Raw genomic sequence first — 24,673 nt, 5'->3', positions numbered from 1 at the left:
CGCATTCATGCGGCCCTGGCGTATGTATGCGACCCTGGCGTATGTATGCGACGCCGCCGCGTTTATACGATTTCGCCGCAACTAAAAAGGGCGTCATTCATGACGCCCTTACGCTAATTCCCGCCGCATTCATACGACCCTGAAAAATTACGGTGCGGGATAGGTATACTGCCGGTGGATGGTCTCCAGCGCTTCCAGCACATCGGCGTTCAGCGTCAGATTGAAACTCTCCACATTCGTTTTCAGCTGCTCCATCGTGGTCGCGCCCAGCAGGGTGCTGGCAACAAATGGCTGCTGGCGTACATAGGCGAGGGCCATTTGCGACGGATCCAGATTATGCTGCTTTGCCAGATCGACATAGGCGGCAATCGCCTGTTGTGACTGCTCACTGCTGTAGCGGGTAAAGCGGCTGAATAGCGTGTTGCGTGCGCCAGCGGGTTTCGCGCCGTTCAGATACTTGCCGCTCAGGGTGCCAAATGCGAGGCTTGAATAAGCCAGCAGCTCCACGCCTTCATGCTGACTGATCTCAGCCAGCCCCACCTCAAAGCTGCGGTTCAGCAGACTGTAAGGGTTCTGAATCGTCACAATGCGCGGCAGCTCATGTTTTTCAGCCAGCTGCAGATAGCGCATTACACCCCAGGCGGTCTCATTAGAGACGCCAATGTAGCGGATTTTACCGGCACGCACCTGTTCGGTCAGCGCCTCCAGCGTCTCCAGCAGCGTTACGGTCGCGGTACTTTCGCTGTACTCGTAGCCCAGCTTGCCAAAATAGTTAGTCTGGCGCTGCGGCCAGTGCAGCTGATAAAGATCGAGGTAGTCGGTGTTCAGACGCTTCAGGCTGGCATCCAGCGCCTCGCGGATATTTTTGCGATCGAGCGCCTGATGCGGACGGATCAGCGCGTCGCTGCCGCGAACCGGACCGGCGACTTTGCTGGCGAGGATCACTTTATCGCGGCTGCCGCGCTTTTTCAGCCAGCTGCCAATGTACTGTTCTGTTAATCCCTGGGTTTCAGGACGCGGCGGCACCGGGTACATCTCTGCGGTATCGATCAGATTGATGCCCTGGCTGACAGCGTAATCGAGTTGTTCGTGGGCGTCGGCTTCGCTATTTTGCTCACCAAACGTCATCGTGCCTAACCCCAGTTGACTGACTTCCAGCGTACTGTGGGGGATACGGTGATAATGCATTGCCGGCTTCCTTTTTTCATTATGAAACGGAATGTTCTGTCCTTTTGGACTATAGCCTGTCTGGCACACGGGAAGGAAGGGGGGAAACTCCGGGAAATCGCCTGCACAGAGGAAAACACCATGCAGGCCGTTCAATCTGGCACTTAACGTTCAATAATGGTGGACACTTCGTCGCCGTTGATCTGCATAACGTGGCCCTGCCGGTCGGTATACTCAACCAAGCCGGTCTCCTTATCAATAGAGGGTTTGCCCTCAGTCATGATCATCTGGCCATCTTTTGTTGCCATCACGTAGTCGCTGCTGCACCCGCTCAGCACTGCCGCTGCCAGCAGCAAACCTGCTACACCCGCTAACCCTTTCATTATCCGCTCCCTAAGCTGCCTTAACTGCAAAAGTGTAGTAATAAATGCTTTTACGTGACGAAGTAATCGCATGATTCTTAAAAAAGCGGGGGGCAACGTACATTAGCTTGACAAGCAGGCGCGTTTCCTGCTGGTTGCGCAGCATCAGAAGACGCTGGCGCCACGGGAGGATGAGGGCAAAACCCGATATCGGGAAACGTGCAGTATAAAATCTGTGTCGCGTATTACAGTAAAAAATGGCGCGCCAGCAGCGCACCCGTAAAGCGCTTTTTGAGATAAAAACCGCGCGGCAGCGTCATGATGCGTTCACCCTGTTCACCTACCGCTTCCGTCAGCGCCCGGTTATTCGCGGCTTTAGGACGAATTTGCAGCCAGGCCCCGTGACGGGCGGTAATACGCTCGACCTGCCCCAGCACAATCATATCCATCAGCTCTTCCCAGTCGGCGCGCAGCTGTTGCTCTTCTTCAGCGTCAGGCTGCCAGAGCAGGGGCGTCCCCACCCGACGCTCAGCCAGCGGGATAGTGCGCTCGCCCTCAACCGGGATCCACAACACCCGCGCCAGCTTATGGCGCACATGACTCGACGCCCAGGTGACGCCGCTGTTACCGGTTAACGGCGCCACACAGACGAAGGTGGTCTCCAGCGGTTTACCCTGAGCATCAATCGGAATGGTTTTAAGCTCAATGCCTAAATGCGCAAAATCCTGCTCCGCTTTGCTGCCAGCGCTGGCACCCAGATGCAGCTCCAGCAACATACCGACCCAGCCTTTATCGCGTTTGAGATTATCAGGTACAGGCAGGTTAAGCCGGGCCGCCAGCGTGTCCAGCCGCTGTCCGGCCAGCTGATACGCACGCTGCAGCAGCTCTTCTTCAGTCATTGGGCTAGCAGGTAAAGCGGCATGAGATGTCATAATGGAATCTGGGCTGGTTAAAAATTAATCAATTTGCGGTCAGGCAGGTTGTCCACACAGCCTCTTTCTGAACGGGCATCATAATAGCATGATTCACACCGTTTTTTTTCTGACTGCTATAAAGCGTGGTGTTCTCACGGGCATTTTATCCCGATTTGTCTGCCACAATAAACAGGATATCAGTGTAAGTTATCCACAGATAAGTGGGATAAGCCCGCTCTGAACCCATGCCTGTTTGTATTTACAGGGCATGGCAGAGCGCAATGCGCGATTTTTTTACAGCATCTGACCAGGTTTAGGGCGTTACTTGTGGATAAAAACAACGGTGGTTAATTATTAACCACATGGCTCTCTGCACCTTGCAGGTACAGAAAAAAAACCGCGATCCAGACAGCGATTTTCCTGTTAATACACTGATAGTAAATATCTTTATCTGAAGATAAGAATCTTCTGCTTTGCTCTGGCAGCAAACTGTCTGCAGCTAATTACCGCGTTCTGCACAAAGCTATCCACAGAAAAAGTGCATAAGATCGCGTGCGGCGCCGGTTAACTGTTTATAAGTTAACTCATCTCTGTGGGTTAACTCTTTTTTATTCTGCGAAGGTCCGGCTTATCCAGTGGTTTACCGCCTGTAAGGAGTGTGAAACAATCAGACCATTCAAATTAAGCTTTGAGGTAGTCCAGTGATCGATGATGATGGCTACCGCCCGAATGTTGGTATCGTAATCTGCAACAGGCAGGGGCAAGTGTTATGGGCCAGGCGCTTTGGACAGCACTCCTGGCAGTTTCCTCAGGGAGGCATCAATCCGGGTGAAACCGCAGAGCAGGCGATGTATCGCGAACTGTTCGAAGAAGTGGGTTTACACCGCAAAGATGTTCGAATACTTGCTTCAACCCGTAACTGGTTACGTTACAAGTTGCCTAAACGTTTGGTGCGTTGGGATACAAAGCCGGTCTGTATCGGCCAGAAACAGAAGTGGTTTCTTCTGCAGTTGATGTGTAATGACGCGGATATCAATGTGCAACACAGCAGCACACCCGAGTTTGATGGCTGGCGCTGGGTGAGCTTCTGGTATCCGGTACGTCAGGTGGTCTCCTTCAAGCGCGATGTTTACCGGCGCGTCATGAAAGAGTTTGCTGGCGTGGTAATGTCGATGCAGGAGAGTGTGGGGCAGCGCAATAACCCTGTTGCCCACCGTCGTAAAAGAGGATAGGCCACGCCCCTTATGCTCACTCAGTTGCGAGAAATAGTAGAAAAAGTGGCGGGTGCACCGCGTCTGAATGAAGCACTCGACATTCTGGTTAACGAAATCTGCCTGGCGATGGAGACCGAGGTCTGCTCGGTTTACCTCGCGGATCACGATCGACACTGCTACTACCTGATGGCGACCCGCGGTCTGAAAAAGCCGCGCGGCCGTACCATTGCGCTGGCGTTTGATGAAGGTATTGTCGGCCTGGTTGGCCGGCTTGCTGAACCCATTAACCTGGCCGATGCGCAGAGTCACCCCAGTTTCAAATATATTCCTGCCGTAAAAGAAGAGCGTTATCGCTCTTTCCTTGGCGTACCCATCATCAGCCGTCGTCAGCTACTGGGCGTGCTGGTGGTACAGCAGCGCGAACACCGTCAGTTTGATGAGAGTGAAGAGTCATTTCTGGTGACGCTCGCCACGCAAATGGCGGGACTGCTCTCCCAGTCACAGCTCGGCCAGCTATTTGGCCAGTTCCGGCAAACCCGTGTTAAAGCCATTGCCGCCTCTCCGGGCGTTGCGGTGGCAACCGGCTGGGTGGATGAAACACAGCCGCTGCTGGACCAGGTCTCTGCCGCATCAACCCTGGATCCACAGCGGGAGCGCGAGCGACTGGTGGTGGCGATGGGTGAAGCGGGCAATGAATTCCGCCGTTTCAGTAAACGCTTTGCGGCAGGTGTGCAGAAAGAGAGCGCGGCCATCTTCGATCTTTACTCGCATCTGCTGACCGATGCGCGGCTGAAGAAAGATCTGTTTGCGGAGATCGAACGCGGATCGGTGGCCGAGTGGGCGGTGAAAACCGTGATCGAAAAGTTTGCTGCGCAGTTTGCCAGTCTGCAGGATCACTACCTGCGCGAACGGGCCGGCGATCTGCGGGTACTGGGGCAGCGACTGCTGTTCCACCTTGATGACACGCTGGTGGGGACCAACGCCTGGCCGGAACGTTTTGTGCTGGTGGCTGATGAGCTTACGGCCACCACGCTGGCCGAGCTGCCGCATGAGCGGCTGGCAGGCGTGGTCGTGCGCGACGGTGCCGCCAACTCACATGCGGCGATCCTGACGCGGGCGATGGGGATCCCGACCGTGATGGGTGCCGATATCCTGCCAGTGCAGCTCAACAAGCGGCAGCTGATCGTGGATGGCTATCGCGGGGAAGTCCTGATCGATCCTGAGCCGGTGCTGGTACAGGAGTATCAGCGTTTGATCAGCGAAGAGAATGCGCTGAGCAAAATGGCTGAAGGTGTGGTTGATCAGCCCGGGGAGCTAAAAAGTGGTGAGCGGGTAGAGGTCATGCTCAACGCCGGCCTTAGCCCGGAGCATGAGCAGGCGCTGGACAGCTGGGTGGATGGCATCGGTCTCTATCGCACAGAGATCCCGTTTATGCTGCAAAGCGGCTTCCCGTCAGAAGAGGAGCAGGTGGCGCAGTACCAGGGCATGCTGCAGCTGTTTTACAATAAGCCGGTCACGCTGCGCACGCTGGACGTGGGCGCGGACAAACAGCTGCCCTACATGCCGATCAGCGAAGAGAACCCCTGTCTGGGCTGGCGCGGTATTCGCCTGACGCTCGATCAGCCGGAGATCTTTCTGGTCCAGGTACGGGCCATGCTGCGCGCCAACGTCGCCTCCGGGAACCTCAATATTCTGCTGCCGATGATCAGCCATATTGATGAGATCGATGACGCGCGCCGGCTGATTGATCGCGCCGGACGTGAAGTGGAGGAGGTACTGGGCTATCCCATTCCCCGGCCGCGTATCGGCGTTATGATCGAAGTGCCCTCAATGCTGTTTATGATCCCGCATCTGGCCAGCCGCGTTGATTTTATCTCGGTCGGCACCAACGATCTGACGCAGTATCTGCTGGCGGTGGATCGCAATAACACCCGGGTCGCAAACCTCTACGATCCACTGCATCCTGCGATGCTGCGCGCGCTGCATACCATTGCGCGTGAAGCCCGGGAAGCCAAACTTGAGCTCTGCCTGTGTGGTGAAATGGCGGGCGATCCCATGTGTGTCGCGCTGCTGGTCGGGCTTGGCTATCATCATCTCAGCATGAACGGCAAAAATATTCCGCGGGTGAAGTACCTGTTGCGGCATCTGGATCGGGAGGAAGTACAGAAGCTAAGTCAGCAGGGCATTGCGGCGCATACCGCTTCGGAAGTGCGTCATCTGGTTGCAGCATTTATGGAGCGTCGCGGCCTGGGTGGACTGATTCGCGGCGGTCGTTAACGGTTTACATTTCTGCGGAAATTGTGAAAAGCGGCTGTGCTATGATGCGCAGCCTTTTATTGTCTGGCCCTTTAGCCACGCCCGTGTTGGGCAGAAAAATCGATGGTGAATAATGAATAACGGCTACATTTCATTTCCCCAATTCGATCCGGTGATCTTCTCTATCGGACCGATTTCGCTTCACTGGTACGGCCTGATGTATCTGGTGGGCTTTGTTTTTGCCATGTGGCTTGCGGTGCGCCGCGCCAATAAGCCCGGTAGCGGCTGGACGAAAGACGAAGTGGAAAACCTGCTTTATGCCGGATTCCTCGGCGTCTTTCTGGGTGGCCGTATCGGCTATGTGCTGTTTTATAATCTGCCGCTGTTTCTGGAAAACCCGCTCTATCTGTTTAAAGTCTGGGATGGCGGCATGTCCTTCCACGGCGGCCTGATTGGCGTGATTGTGGTCATGCTGATATTTGCCCGTCGCACGAAGCGTACGTTCTTCCAGGTGTCTGACTTCATTGCGCCGCTGATCCCGTTTGGGCTTGGCGCGGGTCGTCTCGGTAACTTTATCAACGGTGAGCTGTGGGGCCGCGTGGCGCCTGATTTTAAGTTTGCCATGCTGTTTCCGGGATCGCGCAGCGAAGATCTCGCGCTGGCGGTCAATAACCCGCAGTATCAGCAGCTGCTGAACACCTATGGCGTGCTGCCCCGTCACGCCTCCCAGCTCTATGAGCTGTGCCTGGAAGGCGTGGTGCTGTTTATAATTCTTAACCTGTTTATCCGCAAACCGCGTCCTATGGGCAGCGTCTCCGGCCTGTTCCTGATTGGTTACGGCGCGTTTCGCATTATTGTCGAGTTTTTCCGCCAGCCGGATGCGCAGCTGGGGCTGTTTGAAGGCGGCATCAGCATGGGACAGATTCTCTCTGTGCCGATGATTCTGGCGGGTATTATCATGATGGTCTGGGCGTATCGTCGTCGTCCGCAGCAACAAACCCGAGAGGTAAAATGAAACAGTATCTGGAACTGATGCAGCATGTGCTGAATGAAGGTGCAGAAAAAGCGGACCGTACCGGTACCGGCACGCTTTCCATTTTTGGCCACCAGATGCGTTTCAATCTGCAGGAAGGCTTTCCTCTGGTCACCACCAAAAAAGTGCACCTGCGCTCTATCATTCACGAGCTGCTGTGGTTTCTGAAAGGTGAGACCAACATTCAGTATCTGAAAGAGAACAAGGTCACTATCTGGGATGAGTGGGCAGATGAAAACGGGGATTTAGGTCCGGTCTACGGCAAGCAGTGGCGCAGCTGGGGCAGTGCCTCTGGCGCAGAGATCGATCAGATAAGCCGGGTCATTGAGCAGCTGAAACGCGATCCGGACTCACGCCGTATTATCGTCTCGGCCTGGAACGTGGGTGAGCTGGATCAGATGGCGCTGGCACCCTGCCACGCCTTTTTCCAGTTCTACGTCGCGAACGGCAAACTCTCCTGCCAGCTCTATCAGCGTTCATGCGATATCTTCCTCGGCCTGCCATTTAATATCGCCAGCTATGCGCTGCTGGTGCATATGGTCGCGCAGCAGTGCGATCTGGAAGTGGGTGATTTTGTCTGGACCGGTGGCGATACCCACCTTTACAGCAATCATCTGGAGCAGGCTCGTCTGCAGCTGACCCGCGAACCGCGCCCGCTGCCGAAGCTGGTGATTAAGCGCAAACCGGCCTCAATTTTCGACTATACCTTTGAGGATTTTGAAGTAGAGGGCTACGATCCCCATCCGGCGATCAAGGCGCCTGTTGCCGTCTGATCTGCCGCTGAGCGCGCCTGAGCCCTGCCACTGTGCAGGGCTTTTTTTTGCCTGGACAGCATGCATTTCTGGCGCTGTCGCACAAAAAAATGGTTATCTCTGCACCGGCGGAATGGTGCCTGTGAGCCACGCCTGATGGCACAACCATAGCGCTTGTGCCGCTGCTGCGCTGACGGCAGAGTGACGCCATGAACAGAGATACTCATTGCGGATTTACCCTGCCGGAACTGCTGATCGTCATGATCATTACAGGCGTACTGGGAGGCGGGGCCATAACTGGATTCCAGCGCTGGCAGCAGCAGCAGCAACTGCGCGAAAGCGTGCTGCAGCTGCAGGCATTTCTGCTGCACCTGCGTGCGCACGCGGGCTGGCATAACCGTGAGCTAAAGCTCTGGCTGCAGCCGGGTCAGGGGGGCTGCCTTGGTACCGGGCCGGTACCCGTTGCAGGCTGTAATACTCCCTCGCGCTGGTGGTTTACGCCACCGCATGCGGGCATACACCTTAGCGCACTGACGGGCGAGCCCGGTTTTTACGGGCGCAGGGATGTGGCGCGCGCCGGTAGCGTGGAAATGGCCAGCGCTGCCGGGCGCTGGCGCGTGATCATCTCCGCCCGCGCGCGTATTCGTCTCTGCCAGCCGGAGGCAGCGGCGTGCGAATAGCTCAGGCCGGCTTCACCCTGCTGGAAACGCTGATTGCGCTGGCGATAAGCGCCATGCTGATGCTCAGCCTGGGACGTTTTCTGCCGCTGCTGCTGGAACAGAATCTGCGGCTGCAGCAGCGGGTACAGCTGCAGCAGGAGCTGGAGCAGATAGCCGGCACGCTGGAAAAAGCGCTGCGCCGGGCGGGCTACTGCCGGGGAACGTGCCGCGGGGCGCCACTGACGCTGGCAAACAGCGGCAGCTGTGTGCTGTTGCGCTGGGATGAGAACAGCAACGGTCGCTGGGAGGGCGCGGGACACAGCGACAGTGATTACTACGGCTATCGTCTGCGCAACGGCCAGCTGGAGATGCAGCGTGGCGTTGAGGCGTGTCACGGCAGCGGCTGGGAGCGCATCACCGACCCCGCGTTTATGCGGCTTGAGCACTTTCACGTCAGCCGCCAGCAGCGGAAGCTGCGGCTGGAGCTGGCGGCGCGCGCAGGTCAGCAGCAGGTCACGCTGGTGCGCATTATTGAAGGCCTCAATCTGTGAAACAGCAGGGTAACAGTACGCTCGGCATGGTCATGATACTGCTGCTGCTGGGAGGCGTAACGCTGCATGCCACCCGCCAGCAATTGAGCCGCAGCATAGTACTGGTGGCCGATACACAGCACTACTTTCAGCACCACAGCCAGGCGCAGGCGGCGCTGCGCTGGGGAATGCAGCAGCAGTGGTCACCCGCTGATGGCTGGCAGTGCCAGCAGTGGATAACCGCGCAGTGGCAGAGCTGTCTGCTGCGCAGGGAGGAGGGGCATGGTTTGTTATCAGCGCGTCAGGCAGACAGCGCACTCTGGCTCTACCACTGGGTTGAGCTCAGTGGCATGCGCGTGCTGGCACTGCCGCACGGCTGGATCGACTTCTGCCCGCTGGACGCACCGGAAGCGTGTCCGGGAGAGGCGATTGCAGCAGGGATTTAGTCTGGCAGAGGCGCTGGTAGGCATGCTGCTGCTGGCACTGAGCATCACGACGCTGCTGCACTATCAGCGCGCGCTGACGCTGGGGTTTAGCCAGCAGTGGCAGCAGCGTCAGGCGTGGCAGGTCGCGCAGCAGGCACTGCTGGGCTATGACACAGCGGGCTGGCACACGCAGCGCCAGCAGCAGATCCTGCCAGGCAGCTGCACGCTGGAACGGGTGACCGTAACCGGACCGCATCAGCGCACGGCCGTGCTGTCACGGCTGAAATGTCACGAAGATGAGCAGATTAATAGGCATCTCCACCGTTTAAGGGTAGAGTGACCAGGCTGTATTGTACTGCTTTGTTAAAGGAGAATTATGTTCCGGGTTTACCACTCCAATCAGCTCGATCTGTTGAAAAATCTGGCAGGCATTCTGATTGAAAACCAGCCTCTCGCCGATCCGTTTGCGGCTGAACAGGTGCTGGTGCAGAGCCCGGGAATGGCACAGTGGCTGCAGATGGAGCTGGCAAACAGTTTTGGCATTGCCGCAAATATCGATTTTCCACTGCCTGCCACCTTTATCTGGAGCATGTTTGTCAAAGTGCTGCCGGGGATCCCGGAGGAGAGCGCCTTTACCAAAGCCAACATGAGCTGGAAGCTGATGCAGCGCCTGCCGGTGCTGCTGGAGCAGGAAACGTTTCAGTCGCTGCGGCTCTATCTGCAGGATGATGACGACAAGCGTAAGCTCTACCAGCTCAGCACCCGCGTCGCCGACCTCTTTGACCAGTATCTGGTCTATCGTGCTGACTGGCTCAACAGCTGGGAGCGTGGTGCACTGATTGAGGGACTGGGTGACGCTCAGCAGTGGCAGGCGGCGCTCTGGCGCGATCTGGTCAGCTTTACGGAAAGCCTCGGTCAGCCGATGTGGCACCGTGCCAATCTGTACGCCCGCTTTATTGAAACGCTGGAACGGGCTGAAAGCACGCCGCCTGGTCTGCCGCCGCGTGTGTTTATCTGCGGTATTTCTGCGCTGCCGCCCGTCTACCTGCAGGCGCTTGAAGCGCTGGGCCGCCATATCGATATTCATCTGCTCTTTACTAATCCCTGCCGCCACTACTGGGGAGATATTCAGGATTACGCATTTCTGGCAAAGCTGCAGAGCCGTCAGCGGCGCCGCCTGCATTCAGAAGAGACGCTGCCCCTGTTTCGCGAACCTGAAGCCGCCTCCACGCTGTTTAACAGCAGCGGTGAGCAGCAGCTGACAAACCCGCTGCTTGCCTCGTGGGGAAAGCTGGGACGCGACAACCTGTTTTTGCTCAGCCAGATGGAGTCAGCGGCCAACGACATTGATGCGTTTGTCGATCTGCCTGATGACACGCTGCTGCACAGCCTGCAGGCTGACTTACTGAATCTTGACGATCGCGCGGTGATTGGTCTGAGTGCCGGAGAACTGATGAACAGCGCAGAGAAGCGCCGTCTCGATCCGGCCGATCGCTCCATCACGCTGCAGATCTGCCACAGCGCACAGCGTGAAGTCGAGGTGCTGCAGGATCATCTGCTGGCAATGATGGAGGCCGATCCTGAGCTTAAGCCACGCGATATCATCGTCATGGTGGCAGACATTGACAGCTATGCGCCCTTTATTCAGGCGGCGTTTGCCAGCGCACCACCGGACCGCTATCTGCCGTTTGCGATTTCGGACCGCCGCGCCAGTCAGGCACATCCGGCCATTCTGGCGCTGCTAAGCCTGCTGACGCTGCCGGAAAGCCGCTTCGCCTCAGAAGAGATCCTCGCGCTGCTGGAAGTGCCGGCGCTGGCGCAGCGCTTTTCCGTGGATGAGAGCGGGTTGCGTCTGCTGCGCCGCTGGGTCATGGAGTCCGGCATTCGCTGGGGACTGGACGATGCCAGTATTGAAGCGCTGTCGCTGCCGGTTACCGGCCAGCACACCTGGCGCTTTGGCCTGCAGCGTATGTTACTGGGGTATGCGCTAGAGAGCCGCAACGGTGACTGGCAGGGGATCCTGCCTTACGACGAGTCAAGCGGCCTGATCGCAGAGCTGGCAGGGCATCTGGCCGAGCTGCTGACGCGGCTTGATACCTGGCGCAGCCGGCTGGCCGGCGAGCGCACGCTGGCTGAGTGGCTGCCGCTGTGCCGTGAGCTGATTGACAGTTTTTTCAGCGGTGATGCTGAAAGCGAGGCAGCGCTGCTGCTGGTAGAGACGCAGTGGAAAGAGATTATTGAGCAGGGCGTGGGTTCTGCTTACCAGCAGCCGGTGCCGGTGACGCTGCTGCGCGATGAGCTGCGTTCACGCCTCGATCAGCAGCGCATCAGTCAGCGTTTTCTGGCAGGGCCGGTAAACTTCTGTACGCTGATGCCGATGCGCTCGATCCCCTTTAAAGTCGTCTGCCTGCTGGGAATGAATGATGGTGTCTACCCGCGCACGCTGGCTCCGGTAGGGTTTGACCTGATGCAGCAGCAGACGCGCAAAGGCGACCGCAGCCGGCGCGATGACGATCGCTATCTGTTCCTTGAAGCCCTGATTTCCGCTCAGCAGCAGCTTTACATCAGCTATATCGGTCGGGCGATTCAGGATAACACCGAGCGCTATCCTTCGGTGCTGGTCACAGAACTGCTTGATTATCTGGGGCAGAGTTTCTGCCTGCCGGGTGATGAGCAGTGCGAACCTGACGTCAGTGAAAAGCGTGTACGTGAGCACTTACAAACTTTGCACAGCCGCATGCCCTTTGCGGCAGAGAATTTTACTCCTTATAGCCACCGGCAGAGCTTCGCTGCCGAGTGGCTGCCGGCAGCCACCGGCCGCGGCGTGGCACAGCCCGATTTCGTGCAGCCGCTGGCGGTGAAAACGCAGGACGTCGTCACGCTGGAGCAGCTGCTGCGCTTCTGGCGTCATCCGGTTCGCGCCTGGTTTCAGCAGCGTCTTGGCGTCTCATTCTGGACAGAAGAGAGCGAACTGCCCGACAGCGAGCCTTTTGCACCCGATAGCCTGGAACGCTATCAGCTAAACGCACAGCTGCTCAATGTGCTGGTAAACGGTGAGGATCCGCAGCAGCTCTATGCGCATCACCGGGCCGCAGGTAACCTGCCTTATGGCGCTTTTGGTGAACTTTTCTGGCAGAGTCAGACCGAAGAGATGCAGGAGGTTGCGGCAGAAGTCGCCGGAGAGCGTCTGCCGGCAGAGAGTCAGGAAGTGAATCTGCAGCTTGGTGCCGTGCGGCTGACCGGCTGGCTGACGCAGGTGCAGGCTGATGGTCTGCTGCGCTGGCGGCCAGGCGTACTGAACATGAATGACGGCCTGCAGCTGTGGCTGGAGCATCTGGTTTACTGTGCGCTGGGCGGCAGCGGCGTAAGCCGGATGTATGGCCGCAAACAGAGCCGCTGGCGCTTTCATGCCGTTGATGCCGGCCGCGCGCAGGCGCTGCTGGCAGAGTACGCCGCCGCCTGCGAGCAGGGACTGGCGCAGCCGCTGCTACTGTTAAACAAAAGCGGCGGCGCCTGGCTGGAGGCGAGCTTTGATCGCAAAAGCGGCCAGCTGCTGGAAGATGAAGCCACGCAGAAAAAGGCGCTGAATAAGCTGCTGCAGGCGTGGCAGGGCGGCTATCAGGTGCAGGGTGAGGGCAGCGATCCCTATCTCCAGCGCCTGAATCGCACGCTGAATGAGGAGATGCTGCAGGCGATTATTAATGCGGCCCGGCAATGGTATCTGCCGGTACGCCTCGCCCATCAGGATGATGAATAGCCGCTAAGCGTCACGCTTATACCAGAACACTGAGTTGATAAACCTGCGCGGGAAACCCGCCGCAGGGCAGAGTAAGATTAAGGGGTTTACATGCGGATTTACGCACGCTGTATCGGCGCGCTGCTGTTGGGCACGCTGGCGCTGAATGTTTTTGCCGATACCGGACAGGGCTGGCAGCCGGTTAATGACATTATCCGCAAAAGCGATCGCGATCCGCGCAGCTATCAGGCAATTACCCTGAGCAATGGCATGACGGTGCTGCTGGTGTCAGACGCTGAGGCACCTAAATCGCTGGCGGCGCTGACGCTGCCGATTGGCTCGCTGGACGATCCTGACCAGCAGCCTGGTCTGGCGCACTATCTGGAGCACATGGTGCTGATGGGGTCAAAGCGCTACCCGCAGCCCGATAATCTCGCCGAATTTCTCAAAATGCACGGCGGCAGCCACAACGCCAGCACCGCCTCTTACCGCACTGCATTCTATCTTGAGGTTGAGAACGATGCGCTGCAGCCCGCGGTGGATCGCCTTGCGGATGCGATTGCGGAGCCGCTGCTCGATCCGGTCAACGCCGATCGCGAACGTCATGCCGTCAACGCAGAGCTGACGATGGCGCGCTCGCGTGACGGGCTGCGTATGGCGCAGGTAAGTGCCGAGACGCTGAACCCGCAGCATCCGGGATCGCGTTTTTCCGGCGGTAATCTGGAGACGCTGAGTGATAAACCGGGCAGCAAACTGCAGCAGGCGCTGCGCGACTTCTACCGCACCCATTACTCTGCCAGCCTGATGAAAGCGGTGATCTACAGCAATAAACCGCTCTCTGAGATGGCGGAGATGGCAGCCGCGACCTTCGGGCGCGTCGCGGCGCATCCGGCAAGCGTGCCGGAGATAGATGTACCGGTGGTCACCGATGCGCAGAAAGGCATTATCATTCACTATGTGCCGGCTCAGCCGCGTAAACAGCTGAAGATTGAGTTTCGTATCGCAAACAACAGCGCCGATTTCCGCAGTAAAACCGATACGCTGATTGGCTATCTGCTGGGTAACCGCAGTGCCAACACGCTGAATGACTGGCTGCAGAAGCAGGGCCTGGCCGATGGCGTGACGGCAGGAGCCGATCCCGTAACCGAACGCAGCAGCGGCGTTTTTGCTATTTCCGTATCGCTGACGGATAAAGGGCTGGCGCAGCGCGATGACGTCGTGGCCGCCATTTTCAGCTATCTCGATATGCTGCGCCGCAACGGCATTGATAGACGCTATTTTGATGAGGTATCGCATGTGCTGGCGCTTGACTACCGCTACCCGTCGATTACCCGAGACATGGACTACATTGAATGGCTGGCCGACACCATGCTGCGCGTGCCGGTCGCGCACACGCTTGACGCCCCTTACCTTGCCGATCGCTTCGATCCTGCGGCGGTAGCGGCACGCCTCAGTGAGATGACACCACACAATGCCCGCATCTGGTATATCAGTCCGCAGGAGCCGCACAACCAGCAGGCCTACTTTGTGAATGCGCCGTACCAGGTTGATAAAATCAGCGCGGCGCAGTTCAGCGACTGGCAGCAGCGTGCAGCGCATATTGCGCTCTCTTTGCCCGCGCTCAACCCCTATATTCCCACTGACTTTTCACTGATTGCACGCGACGGGAAAAACTACACGCATCCGATCGTGCTCAGTAATGACGCGGCAATGCGTACTTTATGGATGCCGAGCCGGTTCTATCCTGACGAGCCGAAAGCGGCGATTACGCTGGCGCTGCGCAACAAGACGGCTATCAGCGACGCGCGTCAGCAGGTGCTGTTCGGGCTGAATGATTATCTCTCCAGCCTGGCGCTGGATGAGCTTAACTCACAGGCGTCGGTGGGAGGGATCAGTTTCTCGGTGGGAGAAGATGATGGCATTGTGTTTAACGCCAGCGGATTCACCCAGCGTTTGCCGCAGCTGCTGCAGGAGCTGGTTGCCGGTTACAGCAGCTTCCGTCCGGATGAATCGCAGCTCGCTCAGGCCAAATCCTGGTATCGCGATCGTCTGGATGCGGCTGAAAAAGGCAAAGCGTTTGAACAGGCGATCCAGCCGATGCAGATGCTGTCACAGCTGCCCTATACCCAGCGCGATGAACGACGCCGGTTGCTGCCGGAGATCACGCTGCAGGAGGTGATCGCCTGGCGTGACGCGCTGCTGCGTCAGGCAACGCCAGAGATGCTGGCGGTGGGTAATCTCTCAGCCAGAGAAACAGAAACGCTCGGCGCAACGCTGAAAGCGCAGCTGCAGAGCAGCGAACGGGCGCCATGGCGCAGTGACTATGTCGTGGTGGATAAAGCCATTAAGGCGAATCTGCAGCAGGCAGGAAGCAGCAGCGACTCGGCGCTGGCGGCACTCTATGTGCCCACCGGGTATGATGAATATCAGAGCATGGCCGCCAGCACCCTGCTGAGCCAGATTATTCAGCCGTGGTTCTATAACCAGCTGCGCACAGAAGAGCAGCTCGGCTATGCCGTCTTTACTTATCAGATGCCGATAGGTCGTCAGTGGGGCATCGGTTTCCTGCTGCAGAGCAACAGCCGGCAGCCCGCCTTCCTGCTGCAGCGCTTTCAGGCATTCTATCCGCAGGCAGAACAGCGGCTGCGCAGCATGAAGCCAGAGACTTTTGCGCAGTACCAGCAGGCGATGATCAATGAGCTGAAACAGCGACCTCAGACGCTGGAAGAAGAAGCCAGCCGCTACCAGCGTGACTTCAGCCGCCAGAATGATGCGTTCGACATGCGTGAGAAAGTGATTGCGCAGGTGCAGCAGCTGACGCCGGTGCGCCTGGCCACCTTCTTCCGGCAGGCGATCCGGCAGCAGGGAATGGCGATGATTTCCCAGATTAGCGGTACGCAGGAGCGTACGCCGAAGACAGATTATGCAGCGCTACCCGGCTTCACGACCTGGCCGGCGCTGGCACAGCTGCAGCAGTCGCTGCCGGTTAAGAGTGATACGCCATGAGCCAGCGTGCTGAATCCCTCAATCCGCTGACGCTGCCGCTGCGCGGCGAGCGATTAATTGAGGCCTCTGCCGGTACCGGTAAAACCTTTACGATTGGCCTGCTTTATCTGCGGCTGCTGCTTGGGCTGGGCGAAGAGAACGCTTACAGCCGCCCGCTTTCGGTAGAAGAGATTCTGGTGGTGACCTTCACCGAGGCGGCCACGGCTGAGCTGCGCGGCCGTATCCGGGCCAATATCCACGAGCTGCGTCTCGCCTGTATTCGCGGCGTCAGCAGCGATCCGATGCTGACCGCACTGCTGCAGGCGATCCCGCAGCGGGCGGAGGCCGCCTCGCTGCTGCTGGCGGCGGAAAGACAAATGGATGAAGCCGCTATTTTCACTATCCACGGCTTCTGCCAGCGCATGCTGAATCTTAATGCGTTTGAGTCCGGCATGCTGTTTGAGCAGCAGCTGATTGAAGATGAGCATCCGCTGCTGCGTCAGGCAACGGCTGATTTCTGGCGACGCCACTGCTATCCGCTGACGCTGGATATCGCGCGCGTGATTGTCAGCGAGTGGCTGGGGCCGGAACAGCTGCTGGCAACCCTGCGCCCGTGGCTGCAGGGGGAGTCGCCATCGCTGCGGCTGCCGCCGGATAAAGAGGAGACGCTCGCGTCGCGTCACGCACGTAATATGGCGCGCCTCGCAGAGATCAAGGCGCAGTGGCGATCGCTGGGCGACGACGTGCTGACGCTGGTTGAGCAGTCAGGGGTGGATAAGCGTAGCTACAGCAGCAAACATCTGCCCGCCTGGGTCAGTAAAGTCAGCCAGTGGGCTCACAGCGACAGCGGTGATTACCAGGTGCCGGCCGAGCTGGCACGCTTCGGGCAGCGCATCCTCGAAGAGAAAACCAAAAAAGGCGACGCACCCCGTCACGCGCTGTTCAGCGCAATTGATGCCTTTCTGGCCGAGCCGCTGTCGCTGCGCGATGTGGTCATTGCGCGGGCGCTGACCGAAGTGCGCGAGGCAGTGCATAAACAGAAACGGCTGCAGGCGCTGCTGGGCTTTGACGATCTGCTGAGCCGCCTTGACGATGCGCTGCAGCAGGCGGGGGGCGCACAGCTGGCGCAGCTGATCCGGCAGCGCTATCCGGTGGCGCTGATTGATGAGTTTCAGGATACCGATCCGCAGCAGTACCGGATTTTCCGTACGCTCTACATGCATCAGCCTGACCATGCGCTGCTGCTGATTGGCGATCCCAAACAGGCGATCTATGCCTTCCGCGGGGCGGATATTTTTACCTATATCCGGGCGCGAAATGAAATTGCGGCACACTATACGCTGGACACCAACTGGCGCTCGTCACCTGCGATGGTGAAGAGCGTTAATCAGCTCTTCGCCCGCTTACCGGCCCCTTTTCTGTTTGCTGAAATTCCGTTTTTGCCGGTGCAGTTTGCACCGCCTAACCAGGCGCTGTCGCTGCAGGCTGAGGGCCGGGAGCAGCCTGCACTGCGCTTCTGGCTGCAGCCTGGCAGCGGCGCCAGCGTCAGCGAATATCAGCAGCAGATGGCAAAGCAGTGTGCAATGGATATCAGCCGCTGGCTGCAGGCAGGGCTGCAGGGCGAGGCGATGCTGGGGAAAGGGGCGGCGCTGCGGCCCGTACAGGCATCGGATATCACGGTGCTGGTGCGCAGCCGCAACGAAGCGAATCAGATCCGTGAAGCGCTGGCACAGCTTGCTATCCCGTCAGTCTATCTCTCCAACCGCGACAGCGTTTACACGACGCCGGAAGCGCGCGAGCTGCTCTGGCTGCTGCGGGCCATTCTGGCGCCGGAGCAGGAGCGTATGCTGCGTACCGCGCTGGCGACCTCGCTGTTTGCGCTCGATGCGGCTCAGCTGGATGCGCTCGATCACGACGCGCGCGGCTGGGATACGCTGGTGGATACCTTTGCGCGCTGGCAGCGTCTCTGGCATCAGCGTGGTGTGCTGCCGATGCTGCGGGAAATTATGCTGGAGCGCCAGCTGGCAGAAAATATGCTGGCGTCGGACAATGGCGAGCGTCGCCTGACCGATTTGCTGCATCTGGGAGAGCTGTTGCAGGAAGCGGCCGCGCAGCTTGATAGCCCGCACGCGCTGGTGCGTTACCTGGCTCAGCAGATAGCGCGGCCCGATAGCCAGTCAGCCAGTCAGCAGCTGCGACTGGAGAGCGATCGCCATCTGGTGCAGATCGTCACCATTCATAAATCGAAAGGGCTGCAGTATCCGCTGGTGTGGCTGCCGTTTGCAGCAGGGTTTCGTGAGGCCGATATTGCGCTTTACCACGATCGCGAAAACTTCAGCGCGGTGCTGGATTTGCAGAGCGATGAGCAGAGCCTGGCGCTGGCGGAGCAGGAGCGACTGGCAGAAGATCTGCGGCTGCTTTATGTCGCCCTCACGCGGTCGATCTATCACTGCAGCATCGGGGTGGCGCCGCTGTTTCGCGGCGCGCGTAAAAAAGAGGGCGAGAGCGATCTGCATAAAAGTGCGCTGGGTTATCTGCTGCAGCGCGGCGAAGCGGCGACGGCAGAGCAGCTCGGGGCGCTGCTGGAGGCGCTGAGCGGCGAGGGTTGTGACGTCGTGATGGCCGATCGTGCTGAAGCGGCGCGCTGGCAGGTACAGGCCGGCGCACGCGACGACCTTCGCGCACGCGCAATATCGCGCCAGCTGACTGAATCCTGGCGCGTGACCAGCTATTCAGGTTTGCAGCAGCACAGCGCACATCGCCTGCTGGATGTGGTGCCTCACTTCGATCTGGAAGCGGCAGGTGAAGAGCCGCAGGCGGCGACCGAAGAGATGGCGCTGACGCCACATCAATTTCCGCGCGGTGCCGCGCCGGGTACGTTTCTGCATGAGCTGTTTGAGTCGATCGATTTTACCCAGCCGCCCGGAACGGCACTGCTGGAACAGCATCTGCAGCAGAATGGCTATCCGCTGCACTGGCAGCCGGTGCTGAGCAGCTGGATTGAGCGGGTAGTCACTACGCCGCTTAATGCGCAGCAGATCCGGCTGGCTGACGTAGGCGTACGCGATCGCCTGATTGAGATGGAGTTTTATCTGCCTATCAGCGGCCTGCTGACCGCGCCGGCGCTGGACCAGCTGATGCGTCAGCATGATCCGCTCTCCGCGCAGGCACCCGCGCTTAACTTCAGTCAGGTGCAGGGCATGCTCAAGGGCTTTATCGACCTGGTGTTTCGCCGCGAAGGCAAATACTACCTGCTGGATTACAAATCTAACTGGCTGGGGGAGAGTCATGAAGCCTATACCCCGGATGCCATGGCGCAGGCGATGATTGACCATCGCTACGATTTGCAGTATCAGCTCTATACGCTGGCGCTGCACCGGTTTTTGCAGCACCGGCTGCCGGATTACAACTATGAGCAGCATGTCGGCGGCGTGTTTTATCTGTTTTTACGCGGTATGGATGGCAGCTCGCCTGCTAACGGGGTCTTTTACACCCGTCCTGCCGCTGAATTTGTGACACAACTTGATAGCCTGTTTCGCGGGCAGGGAGAGGATGCATGAGCGATATCACTACGCTATTAAAGCAGGCAACAGAGCTGCGGCTGCTGCGCTCGCTGGATGTGCAGTTTGCTCAGCTGATAGCCACCAGTGATGAGCCCGCCCGTTTGCTGGCTGCTGCCTGTCTCAGCGCTGAAGCCGGAGAAGGGCATGTCTGTCTGCCGCTGGCCCATCTGAACCGCGAGCAGCTGTTTCGCGGTCGTCATCCCGAACTGGCGCAGGCGATCTGGCAGGCCGCCGGCGAGCCGCACGACTGGCACAGCCTGCTGGCGGGCTGGGATGCGGTCAGCACCCACGATCGCGCCGCGCCTGTTGTGCTGAGCGACGAGCGGCTCTATCTGCATCGCTTATGGCATCATGAGGGTGACGTAGCGCGCTTTTTCCACCCTCAGGCCGCGCCGCAGCCGTTTGCACCGGAACAGGTACGCCGCGTGCTGGATGCGCTGTTTGGCACCGCGCCGGATGACTGGCAGAAGATTGCCGCTGCCGTCGCATTGACACAGAAAACCGCAGTGATTTCCGGCGGGCCGGGCACCGGCAAAACCACGACCGTGGCAAAACTGCTGGCGGCCCTGATTCGGCTGAGTGACGGCGCGCTGCGTATTCAGCTGGCCGCGCCAACCGGCAAAGCGGCGGCCCGCCTGACGGAATCACTGGGGAAAGCGCTGCAGCAGCTGGCGGTCAGCGATGAGGAGCGTCAGCGCTTTCCGGAAGAGGCCACCACACTGCATCGCCTGCTGGGCGCGCAGCCGGAAACGCAGCGCCTGCGCTATCATGCCGGTAATCCGCTGCATCTCGATGTGCTGGTGGTGGATGAAGCCTCGATGGTAGATCTCGGCATGATGGCCAGTCTGATCGCTGCGCTGCCATCACAGGCGCGGGTCATTTTTCTCGGCGACCGCGACCAGCTCGCCTCTGTAGAGGCGGGTGCGGTACTGGGCGATATCTGCCGCTGTGCAGAGGCGGGCTACAGTCCGGTCCGGGCCACACAGCTGACGCTGATGACCGGCTGTGAGATTGACGGCAGTAATGAAACCGACGCGCCAGCGGTGCGCGATGCCATCTGTCTGCTGCGTAAAAGTTACCGTTTTGACGCCAGATCCGGCATCGGCCAGCTGGCGGCAGCGGTTAACGCCGGCGATGCACAGGCGGTGGAACGCGCCTTTCAGGGCAACTTCAGCGATATCGCACGTGCGCCACTGAACAGCGGTGAGGCGTATCAGCGTATGCTGAATGAGATTGCTGCAGGTTATCGGGACTTTCTGCAGCAAGTGGCTGAGGAGGCTGCCCCGGCTGATATCCTCGCCTCTTTCGGGCGCTATCAGCTGCTGTGCGCACTGCGCGAAGGGCCGTTTGGCGTGGAAGGACTTAACCAGCGCATCGAGCAGAAGCTGATGCAGCTGCAGCTGATCCGTCGTCCTGCAGGCGGCAGCCGCTGGTATCCCGGACGGCCGGTCATGGTCACGCGCAATGACAGCGCGCTGGGGCTGTTCAACGGCGATATCGGTATTACGCTGACAGACGAGGAGGGCGTGCTGAAAGTCTTCTTTCCGCTGCCGGACGGCACAATTAAAGCAGTACAGCCGAGCCGACTGCCGGCGCACGATACCGCCTGGGCAATGACGGTACATAAGTCGCAGGGTTCGGAGTTTGAGCACACTGCACTGGTGATGCCGGCTCAGTTTTTACCGGTGCTGACGCGGGAGTTGATTTATACCGCGATTACGCGTGCCCGCAGACAGCTGACGCTCTACAGCGATGAAAACATCTTCCGTCGCGCGGTCCAGCTGCGCACGCAGCGCCGCAGCGGCCTGCTGTCACGGCTTGGCGCGACGTCTGACGCATAAAGCCCCGGTATAGAATAATGTGGCCAGGGCGCCATAAATGGCGCCTCTGCCGGATGCTGTAGGGGCCGCATTAATGCGGCCCTGGGGGATAACGTGTTCCGAAATTTGATGCGTAACAAGGGCGCCATAAATGGCGCCCCTGCGGGATGCTGTAGGGGCCGCATTAATGCGGCCCTGGAATATCGTGGCTTATTTTAAATCTGCCATCAGCACTTTTGAGCGACGCTGATAGTTATACATCTGCTGCTTGCTCTCTGGCAGCGACTCGATATCTACTGGCGTAAAGCCCCGCTCCTGGAACCAGTGAATGCTGCGGGTAGTGAGCACAAACAGCTTTTTCAGCCCCATCTGCCGCGCCTGTAGCGCCACGCGATCCAGCAGCAGCTCGCCGCGCGATGAGCTGCGATAGTCGGGATGCACGGCCACACACGCCATTTCGCCAATCTGCTCATCCGGGAACGGGTAGAGCGCGGCACAGGCGATAGTCATATTATCGCGCTGGATGATCGTAAACTTATCGATCTCCATTTCCAGCTGTTCACGCGAGCGCCGTACCAGAATACCCTGCTGCTCCAGTGGGCGAATCAGCTCCAGAATACCCCCAATATCGTTGATATTGGCGCGGCGGATCTGCTCAGCAGATTCCATAACAATCTGCGTACCGATACCGTCACGTGAGAAGAGTTCCTGCAGCAGTGCGCCATCTTCCTGATAGCTGATCAGATGGCTGCGGCGCACGCCGCTGCGGCACGCTTTAACCGCGCCGCGCAGAAAGCGCACCGTACCGGACAGGAAATCACCGTCGCTCTCTATCTCATCAATGCGCGCCTGCGCATCGCCAGGAAACAGCTCTGAAATAATGGTGCCGGCGCGATCGGTCACGCCCTGCTCGGAGCAGAAGCCAATCATCTTCTCTGCCTTGAGCTTGATAGCGAGCTGCGTGGCGACCTCTTCTGAGGTGAGGTTAAAGCTTTCGCCGGTCACAGAGACTGCGACCGGACCCAGCAGCACAATCGCGTTATTATCCAGCTGACGATGAATCGCCTCTTCATCAATACGGCGAATGCGTCCGCTGTGGCAGTAGTCAACGCCATCATCCACGCCCAGCGGCTGGGCGATGATAAAGTTACCGCTGACCACATTAATATGCGCACCCTGCAGCGGGGTGTTGTTAAGGCTCATCGACAGGCGTGCGGTGATATCAAGCTGCAGACGACCCGCCGCCTGCTTTACCAGCTCCAGCGATTGCGCATCGGTTACGCGGGTATGCTTGTGATACACCGGCTCCAGCTGCTGCTGCGCCATACTGGCGTCAATCTGCGGACGTGCGCCATAGACCACCACCAGACGGATGCCCAGACTATGCAGCAGGCCAATATCGTTAACGATGCTGGAGAAGTTTTCATGCTCAATGGCTTCGCCGCCCAGCATGATGACAAACGTCTTGTCGCGATGGGCATTAATATAGGGAACGGTATGGCGAAAACCCTGAACCAGCTCGGTACTGCGTTCCTTCACGGTGCACCCTCTGTGAATGGTTATTCGTAATTATTGTATTTTTATTCTGTTTTGCGCCGTATTGCAAGCGTTGCGCCTGACGTTACTTTACGATTTTTCAGATGCATCCGGTGATAACAGCCTGCATTATCTGGCTTTTCCGACGAGACAAGCGTTGCCAGATTGGATAAAGTTTTCGCTTTCTGAGCGTCAGTTGACGCGGATTTATCCATAACACAGTAGCTGGAGTGGCATGTCCCAGGCTTTTTCCCGAAGACGATTATTACAGGGTGCGGGTGCGCTATGGCTCCTTAGCGTAACGCGTACCGGGCTGGCAGCGAGTCAGCACATTGTTGCAGTACGCATCTGGCCTTCATCAACGTACTCCCGCGTCACGCTGGAGTCGAATATCCCGCTGCACTACAAGCAGTTTGCGTTGAGTAACCCTGAACGTCTGGTCATTGATATCAAAAACCTGCATATCAATCCGACGCTGAAAGGCATCAATAAACTGGTGCGCACCGACGATCCCTTTATCAAAACGGCACGGGTCGGGCAGTTTGATCCGCATACGGTGCGAATTGTGCTGGAGCTGAAACGTCACGTTGCACCAAAGACCTTTACCCTCGCGCCTGTGGCCGGCATTAAAAACCGGCTGGTGGTGGATCTCTATCCAAGCCAGGCATCGCACGCCGACGATCCGCTGCTGGCGCTGCTGAATGATTACAACAAAGGCGATCTGGAGCGCGATCAGCCCGTGCAGGCGCCGTTGCCGGGCAAGGCGGGGCGCGATCGCCCGATTATCATCATGATCGATCCCGGTCACGGTGGCGAGGATCCCGGCGCACACGGTAAATATAAAACGCGTGAAAAGGATATTGTGCTGAAAATTGGTCGCTATCTGCGGGCACTGATTGATAAAGAGCACAATATGAAAGCCTACATGACGCGGAATGAAGATGTGTTCATTCCGCTGCGCGTGCGGGTAGCAAAAGCGCGTAAGCAGCGTGCCGATCTGTTTGTTTCAATTCATGCCGATGCGTTTACCAGCCGGGCAGCGCGTGGCTCTTCGGTCTTTGCGCTCTCCACCCGCGGCGCCACCTCTGCAGCAGCCCGTTTCCTGGCACAGACGCAGAACGAAGCCGATCTGATTGGCGGTGTCAGCATGAGCGGCGATCGCTATCTCGACCACACAATGTTTGACATGGTGCAGCGTCAGACCATCAGCGACAGCCTGAAGTTTGGCAAAGAGGTACTGACGCGCATGGGACGCATCAACCATCTGCATAAGCGTACGGTTGATCAGGCGGGTTTTGCCGTGCTGAAAGCGCCTGATATTCCGTCAATTCTGGTTGAGACGGCGTTTATCAGTAATGTGGAGGAGGAGCGCAAGCTGCGAACCGCACGCTATCAGCATCAGGTGGCGGAAGCGATTTTTCACGGTATCAAAGCCTATTTTGACAAAGGCGGCGTGCTGGCAAAGCGTTGAGGACAGGGCGGCAGCGATGCCGCTTTTTCCGGCGGCAGAAACAAAAAAACACCCGTTAAGGTGTTTTGTGTTTCTTCATCAGAAGAAGTGGTTGCGGGGGCCGGATTCGAACCGACGACCTTCGGGTTATGAGCCCGACGAGCTACCAGGCTGCTCCACCCCGCGTCCGTCTGTCGCACTGAGCGACGTTTCACATTGTATTCTTCTTAAGACAATTGGTTGCGGAGGCCGGATTTGAACCGACGACCTT

General features: G+C 58.4%; 18 protein-coding genes and 1 tRNA gene. 14 read left to right on the top strand and 5 right to left on the bottom strand.

Annotated features, from left to right (window positions below):
* Positions 1–147: 147 nt before the first annotated feature.
* The 3 genes from B3041_RS01240 to mutH form a co-directional block, all read right to left on the bottom strand.
* Positions 148–1,188, bottom strand: a complete 1,041-nt coding sequence (locus B3041_RS01240) for an NADP(H)-dependent aldo-keto reductase (RefSeq protein WP_292968631.1) — start codon at positions 1,186–1,188, stop codon at positions 148–150.
* 143 nt (positions 1,189–1,331) lie between these two features.
* Positions 1,332–1,550: a YgdI/YgdR family lipoprotein gene (locus tag B3041_RS01235; protein WP_065648281.1), complete on the bottom strand. Its 219-nt coding sequence runs from the start codon at positions 1,548–1,550 to the stop codon at positions 1,332–1,334.
* 224 nt (positions 1,551–1,774) lie between these two features.
* Positions 1,775–2,428: a DNA mismatch repair endonuclease MutH gene (gene mutH / locus B3041_RS01230; RefSeq protein WP_414692341.1), complete on the bottom strand. Its 654-nt coding sequence runs from the start codon at positions 2,426–2,428 to the stop codon at positions 1,775–1,777.
* A gap of 716 nt (positions 2,429–3,144) precedes the next feature.
* Between mutH and rppH the strand changes: the two genes are divergently transcribed.
* From rppH to recD, 12 genes are all read left to right on the top strand, one after another.
* The gene (gene rppH, locus B3041_RS01225; protein WP_039379969.1) at positions 3,145–3,675 is read left to right on the top strand and encodes an RNA pyrophosphohydrolase; all 531 of its coding nucleotides are present in this window, start codon (positions 3,145–3,147) and stop codon (positions 3,673–3,675) included.
* Between the two features lie 12 nt (positions 3,676–3,687).
* Positions 3,688–5,934, top strand: a complete 2,247-nt coding sequence (ptsP, locus tag B3041_RS01220; RefSeq protein WP_065648283.1) for a phosphoenolpyruvate--protein phosphotransferase — start codon at positions 3,688–3,690, stop codon at positions 5,932–5,934.
* A 112-nt stretch (positions 5,935–6,046) separates the two neighbouring features.
* Positions 6,047–6,928, top strand: a complete 882-nt coding sequence (gene lgt / locus B3041_RS01215; RefSeq protein WP_065648284.1) for a prolipoprotein diacylglyceryl transferase — start codon at positions 6,047–6,049, stop codon at positions 6,926–6,928.
* On the top strand, positions 6,925–7,719 hold the full coding sequence (gene thyA / locus B3041_RS01210; RefSeq protein ID WP_065648285.1) for a thymidylate synthase: 795 nt from the start codon (positions 6,925–6,927) through the stop codon (positions 7,717–7,719). The genes lgt and thyA overlap by 4 nt, the downstream gene beginning before the upstream one ends.
* A 188-nt stretch (positions 7,720–7,907) precedes the next feature.
* Positions 7,908–8,378 (top strand): prepilin-type N-terminal cleavage/methylation domain-containing protein, encoded by a 471-nt coding sequence (locus tag B3041_RS01205; protein WP_065648286.1) that lies wholly within the window; start codon positions 7,908–7,910, stop codon positions 8,376–8,378.
* Positions 8,369–8,908, top strand: a complete 540-nt coding sequence (locus tag B3041_RS01200) for a prepilin peptidase-dependent protein (protein WP_414692339.1) — start codon at positions 8,369–8,371, stop codon at positions 8,906–8,908. The genes B3041_RS01205 and B3041_RS01200 overlap by 10 nt, the downstream gene beginning before the upstream one ends.
* Positions 8,905–9,333, top strand: coding sequence for a DUF2509 family protein (locus B3041_RS01195; protein ID WP_065648288.1), 429 nt, complete (start codon positions 8,905–8,907; stop codon positions 9,331–9,333). The genes B3041_RS01200 and B3041_RS01195 overlap by 4 nt, the downstream gene beginning before the upstream one ends.
* Positions 9,317–9,652: a prepilin-type N-terminal cleavage/methylation domain-containing protein gene (locus B3041_RS01190; protein WP_240484884.1), complete on the top strand. Its 336-nt coding sequence runs from the start codon at positions 9,317–9,319 to the stop codon at positions 9,650–9,652. Before B3041_RS01195 ends, B3041_RS01190 begins: the two co-directional genes overlap by 17 nt.
* Positions 9,653–9,688: 36 nt before the next feature.
* Entirely contained in the window at positions 9,689–13,069 is a 3,381-nt protein-coding gene (recC, locus tag B3041_RS01185; protein ID WP_065648289.1) for an exodeoxyribonuclease V subunit gamma, read from the top strand.
* 90 nt (positions 13,070–13,159) lie between these two features.
* A complete protein-coding gene (gene ptrA / locus B3041_RS01180) occupies positions 13,160–16,054 on the top strand; it encodes a pitrilysin (protein ID WP_292968619.1) in 2,895 nt (964 codons plus the stop codon).
* Entirely contained in the window at positions 16,051–19,593 is a 3,543-nt protein-coding gene (recB, locus tag B3041_RS01175) for an exodeoxyribonuclease V subunit beta (protein WP_292968618.1), read from the top strand. The genes ptrA and recB overlap by 4 nt, the downstream gene beginning before the upstream one ends.
* Positions 19,590–21,437: an exodeoxyribonuclease V subunit alpha gene (gene recD / locus B3041_RS01170; RefSeq protein ID WP_292968616.1), complete on the top strand. Its 1,848-nt coding sequence runs from the start codon at positions 19,590–19,592 to the stop codon at positions 21,435–21,437. Before recB ends, recD begins: the two co-directional genes overlap by 4 nt.
* Positions 21,438–21,626: 189 nt before the next feature.
* On the opposite strand, the gene argA is transcribed toward recD, so the two are convergent.
* The gene (argA, locus tag B3041_RS01165) at positions 21,627–22,955 is read right to left on the bottom strand and encodes an amino-acid N-acetyltransferase (RefSeq protein ID WP_292968614.1); all 1,329 of its coding nucleotides are present in this window, start codon (positions 22,953–22,955) and stop codon (positions 21,627–21,629) included.
* A 16-nt stretch (positions 22,956–22,971) separates the two neighbouring features.
* On the opposite strand from argA, the gene B3041_RS01160 reads away from it, so the two are divergent.
* Both B3041_RS01160 and amiC read left to right on the top strand, forming a co-directional pair.
* Positions 22,972–23,169: a hypothetical protein gene (locus tag B3041_RS01160; RefSeq protein WP_139074171.1), complete on the top strand. Its 198-nt coding sequence runs from the start codon at positions 22,972–22,974 to the stop codon at positions 23,167–23,169.
* Between the two features lie 18 nt (positions 23,170–23,187).
* Positions 23,188–24,423, top strand: a complete 1,236-nt coding sequence (gene amiC / locus B3041_RS01155; protein ID WP_065648294.1) for an N-acetylmuramoyl-L-alanine amidase AmiC — start codon at positions 23,188–23,190, stop codon at positions 24,421–24,423.
* Between the two features lie 88 nt (positions 24,424–24,511).
* Here the strand turns inward: amiC and B3041_RS01150 are convergent.
* A tRNA-Met gene (locus B3041_RS01150) sits at positions 24,512–24,588 on the bottom strand.
* Positions 24,589–24,673 lie beyond the last annotated feature (85 nt).

Source organism: Pantoea sp. UBA4549 (assembly GCF_002387285.1).
In the GTDB taxonomy this organism is placed as follows: Bacteria; Pseudomonadota; Gammaproteobacteria; order Enterobacterales; family Enterobacteriaceae; genus Pantoea; species Pantoea borealis.
Note: the sequence above shows the minus strand (reverse complement) of the source record. Positions and strands in the feature narration are given on the sequence as shown.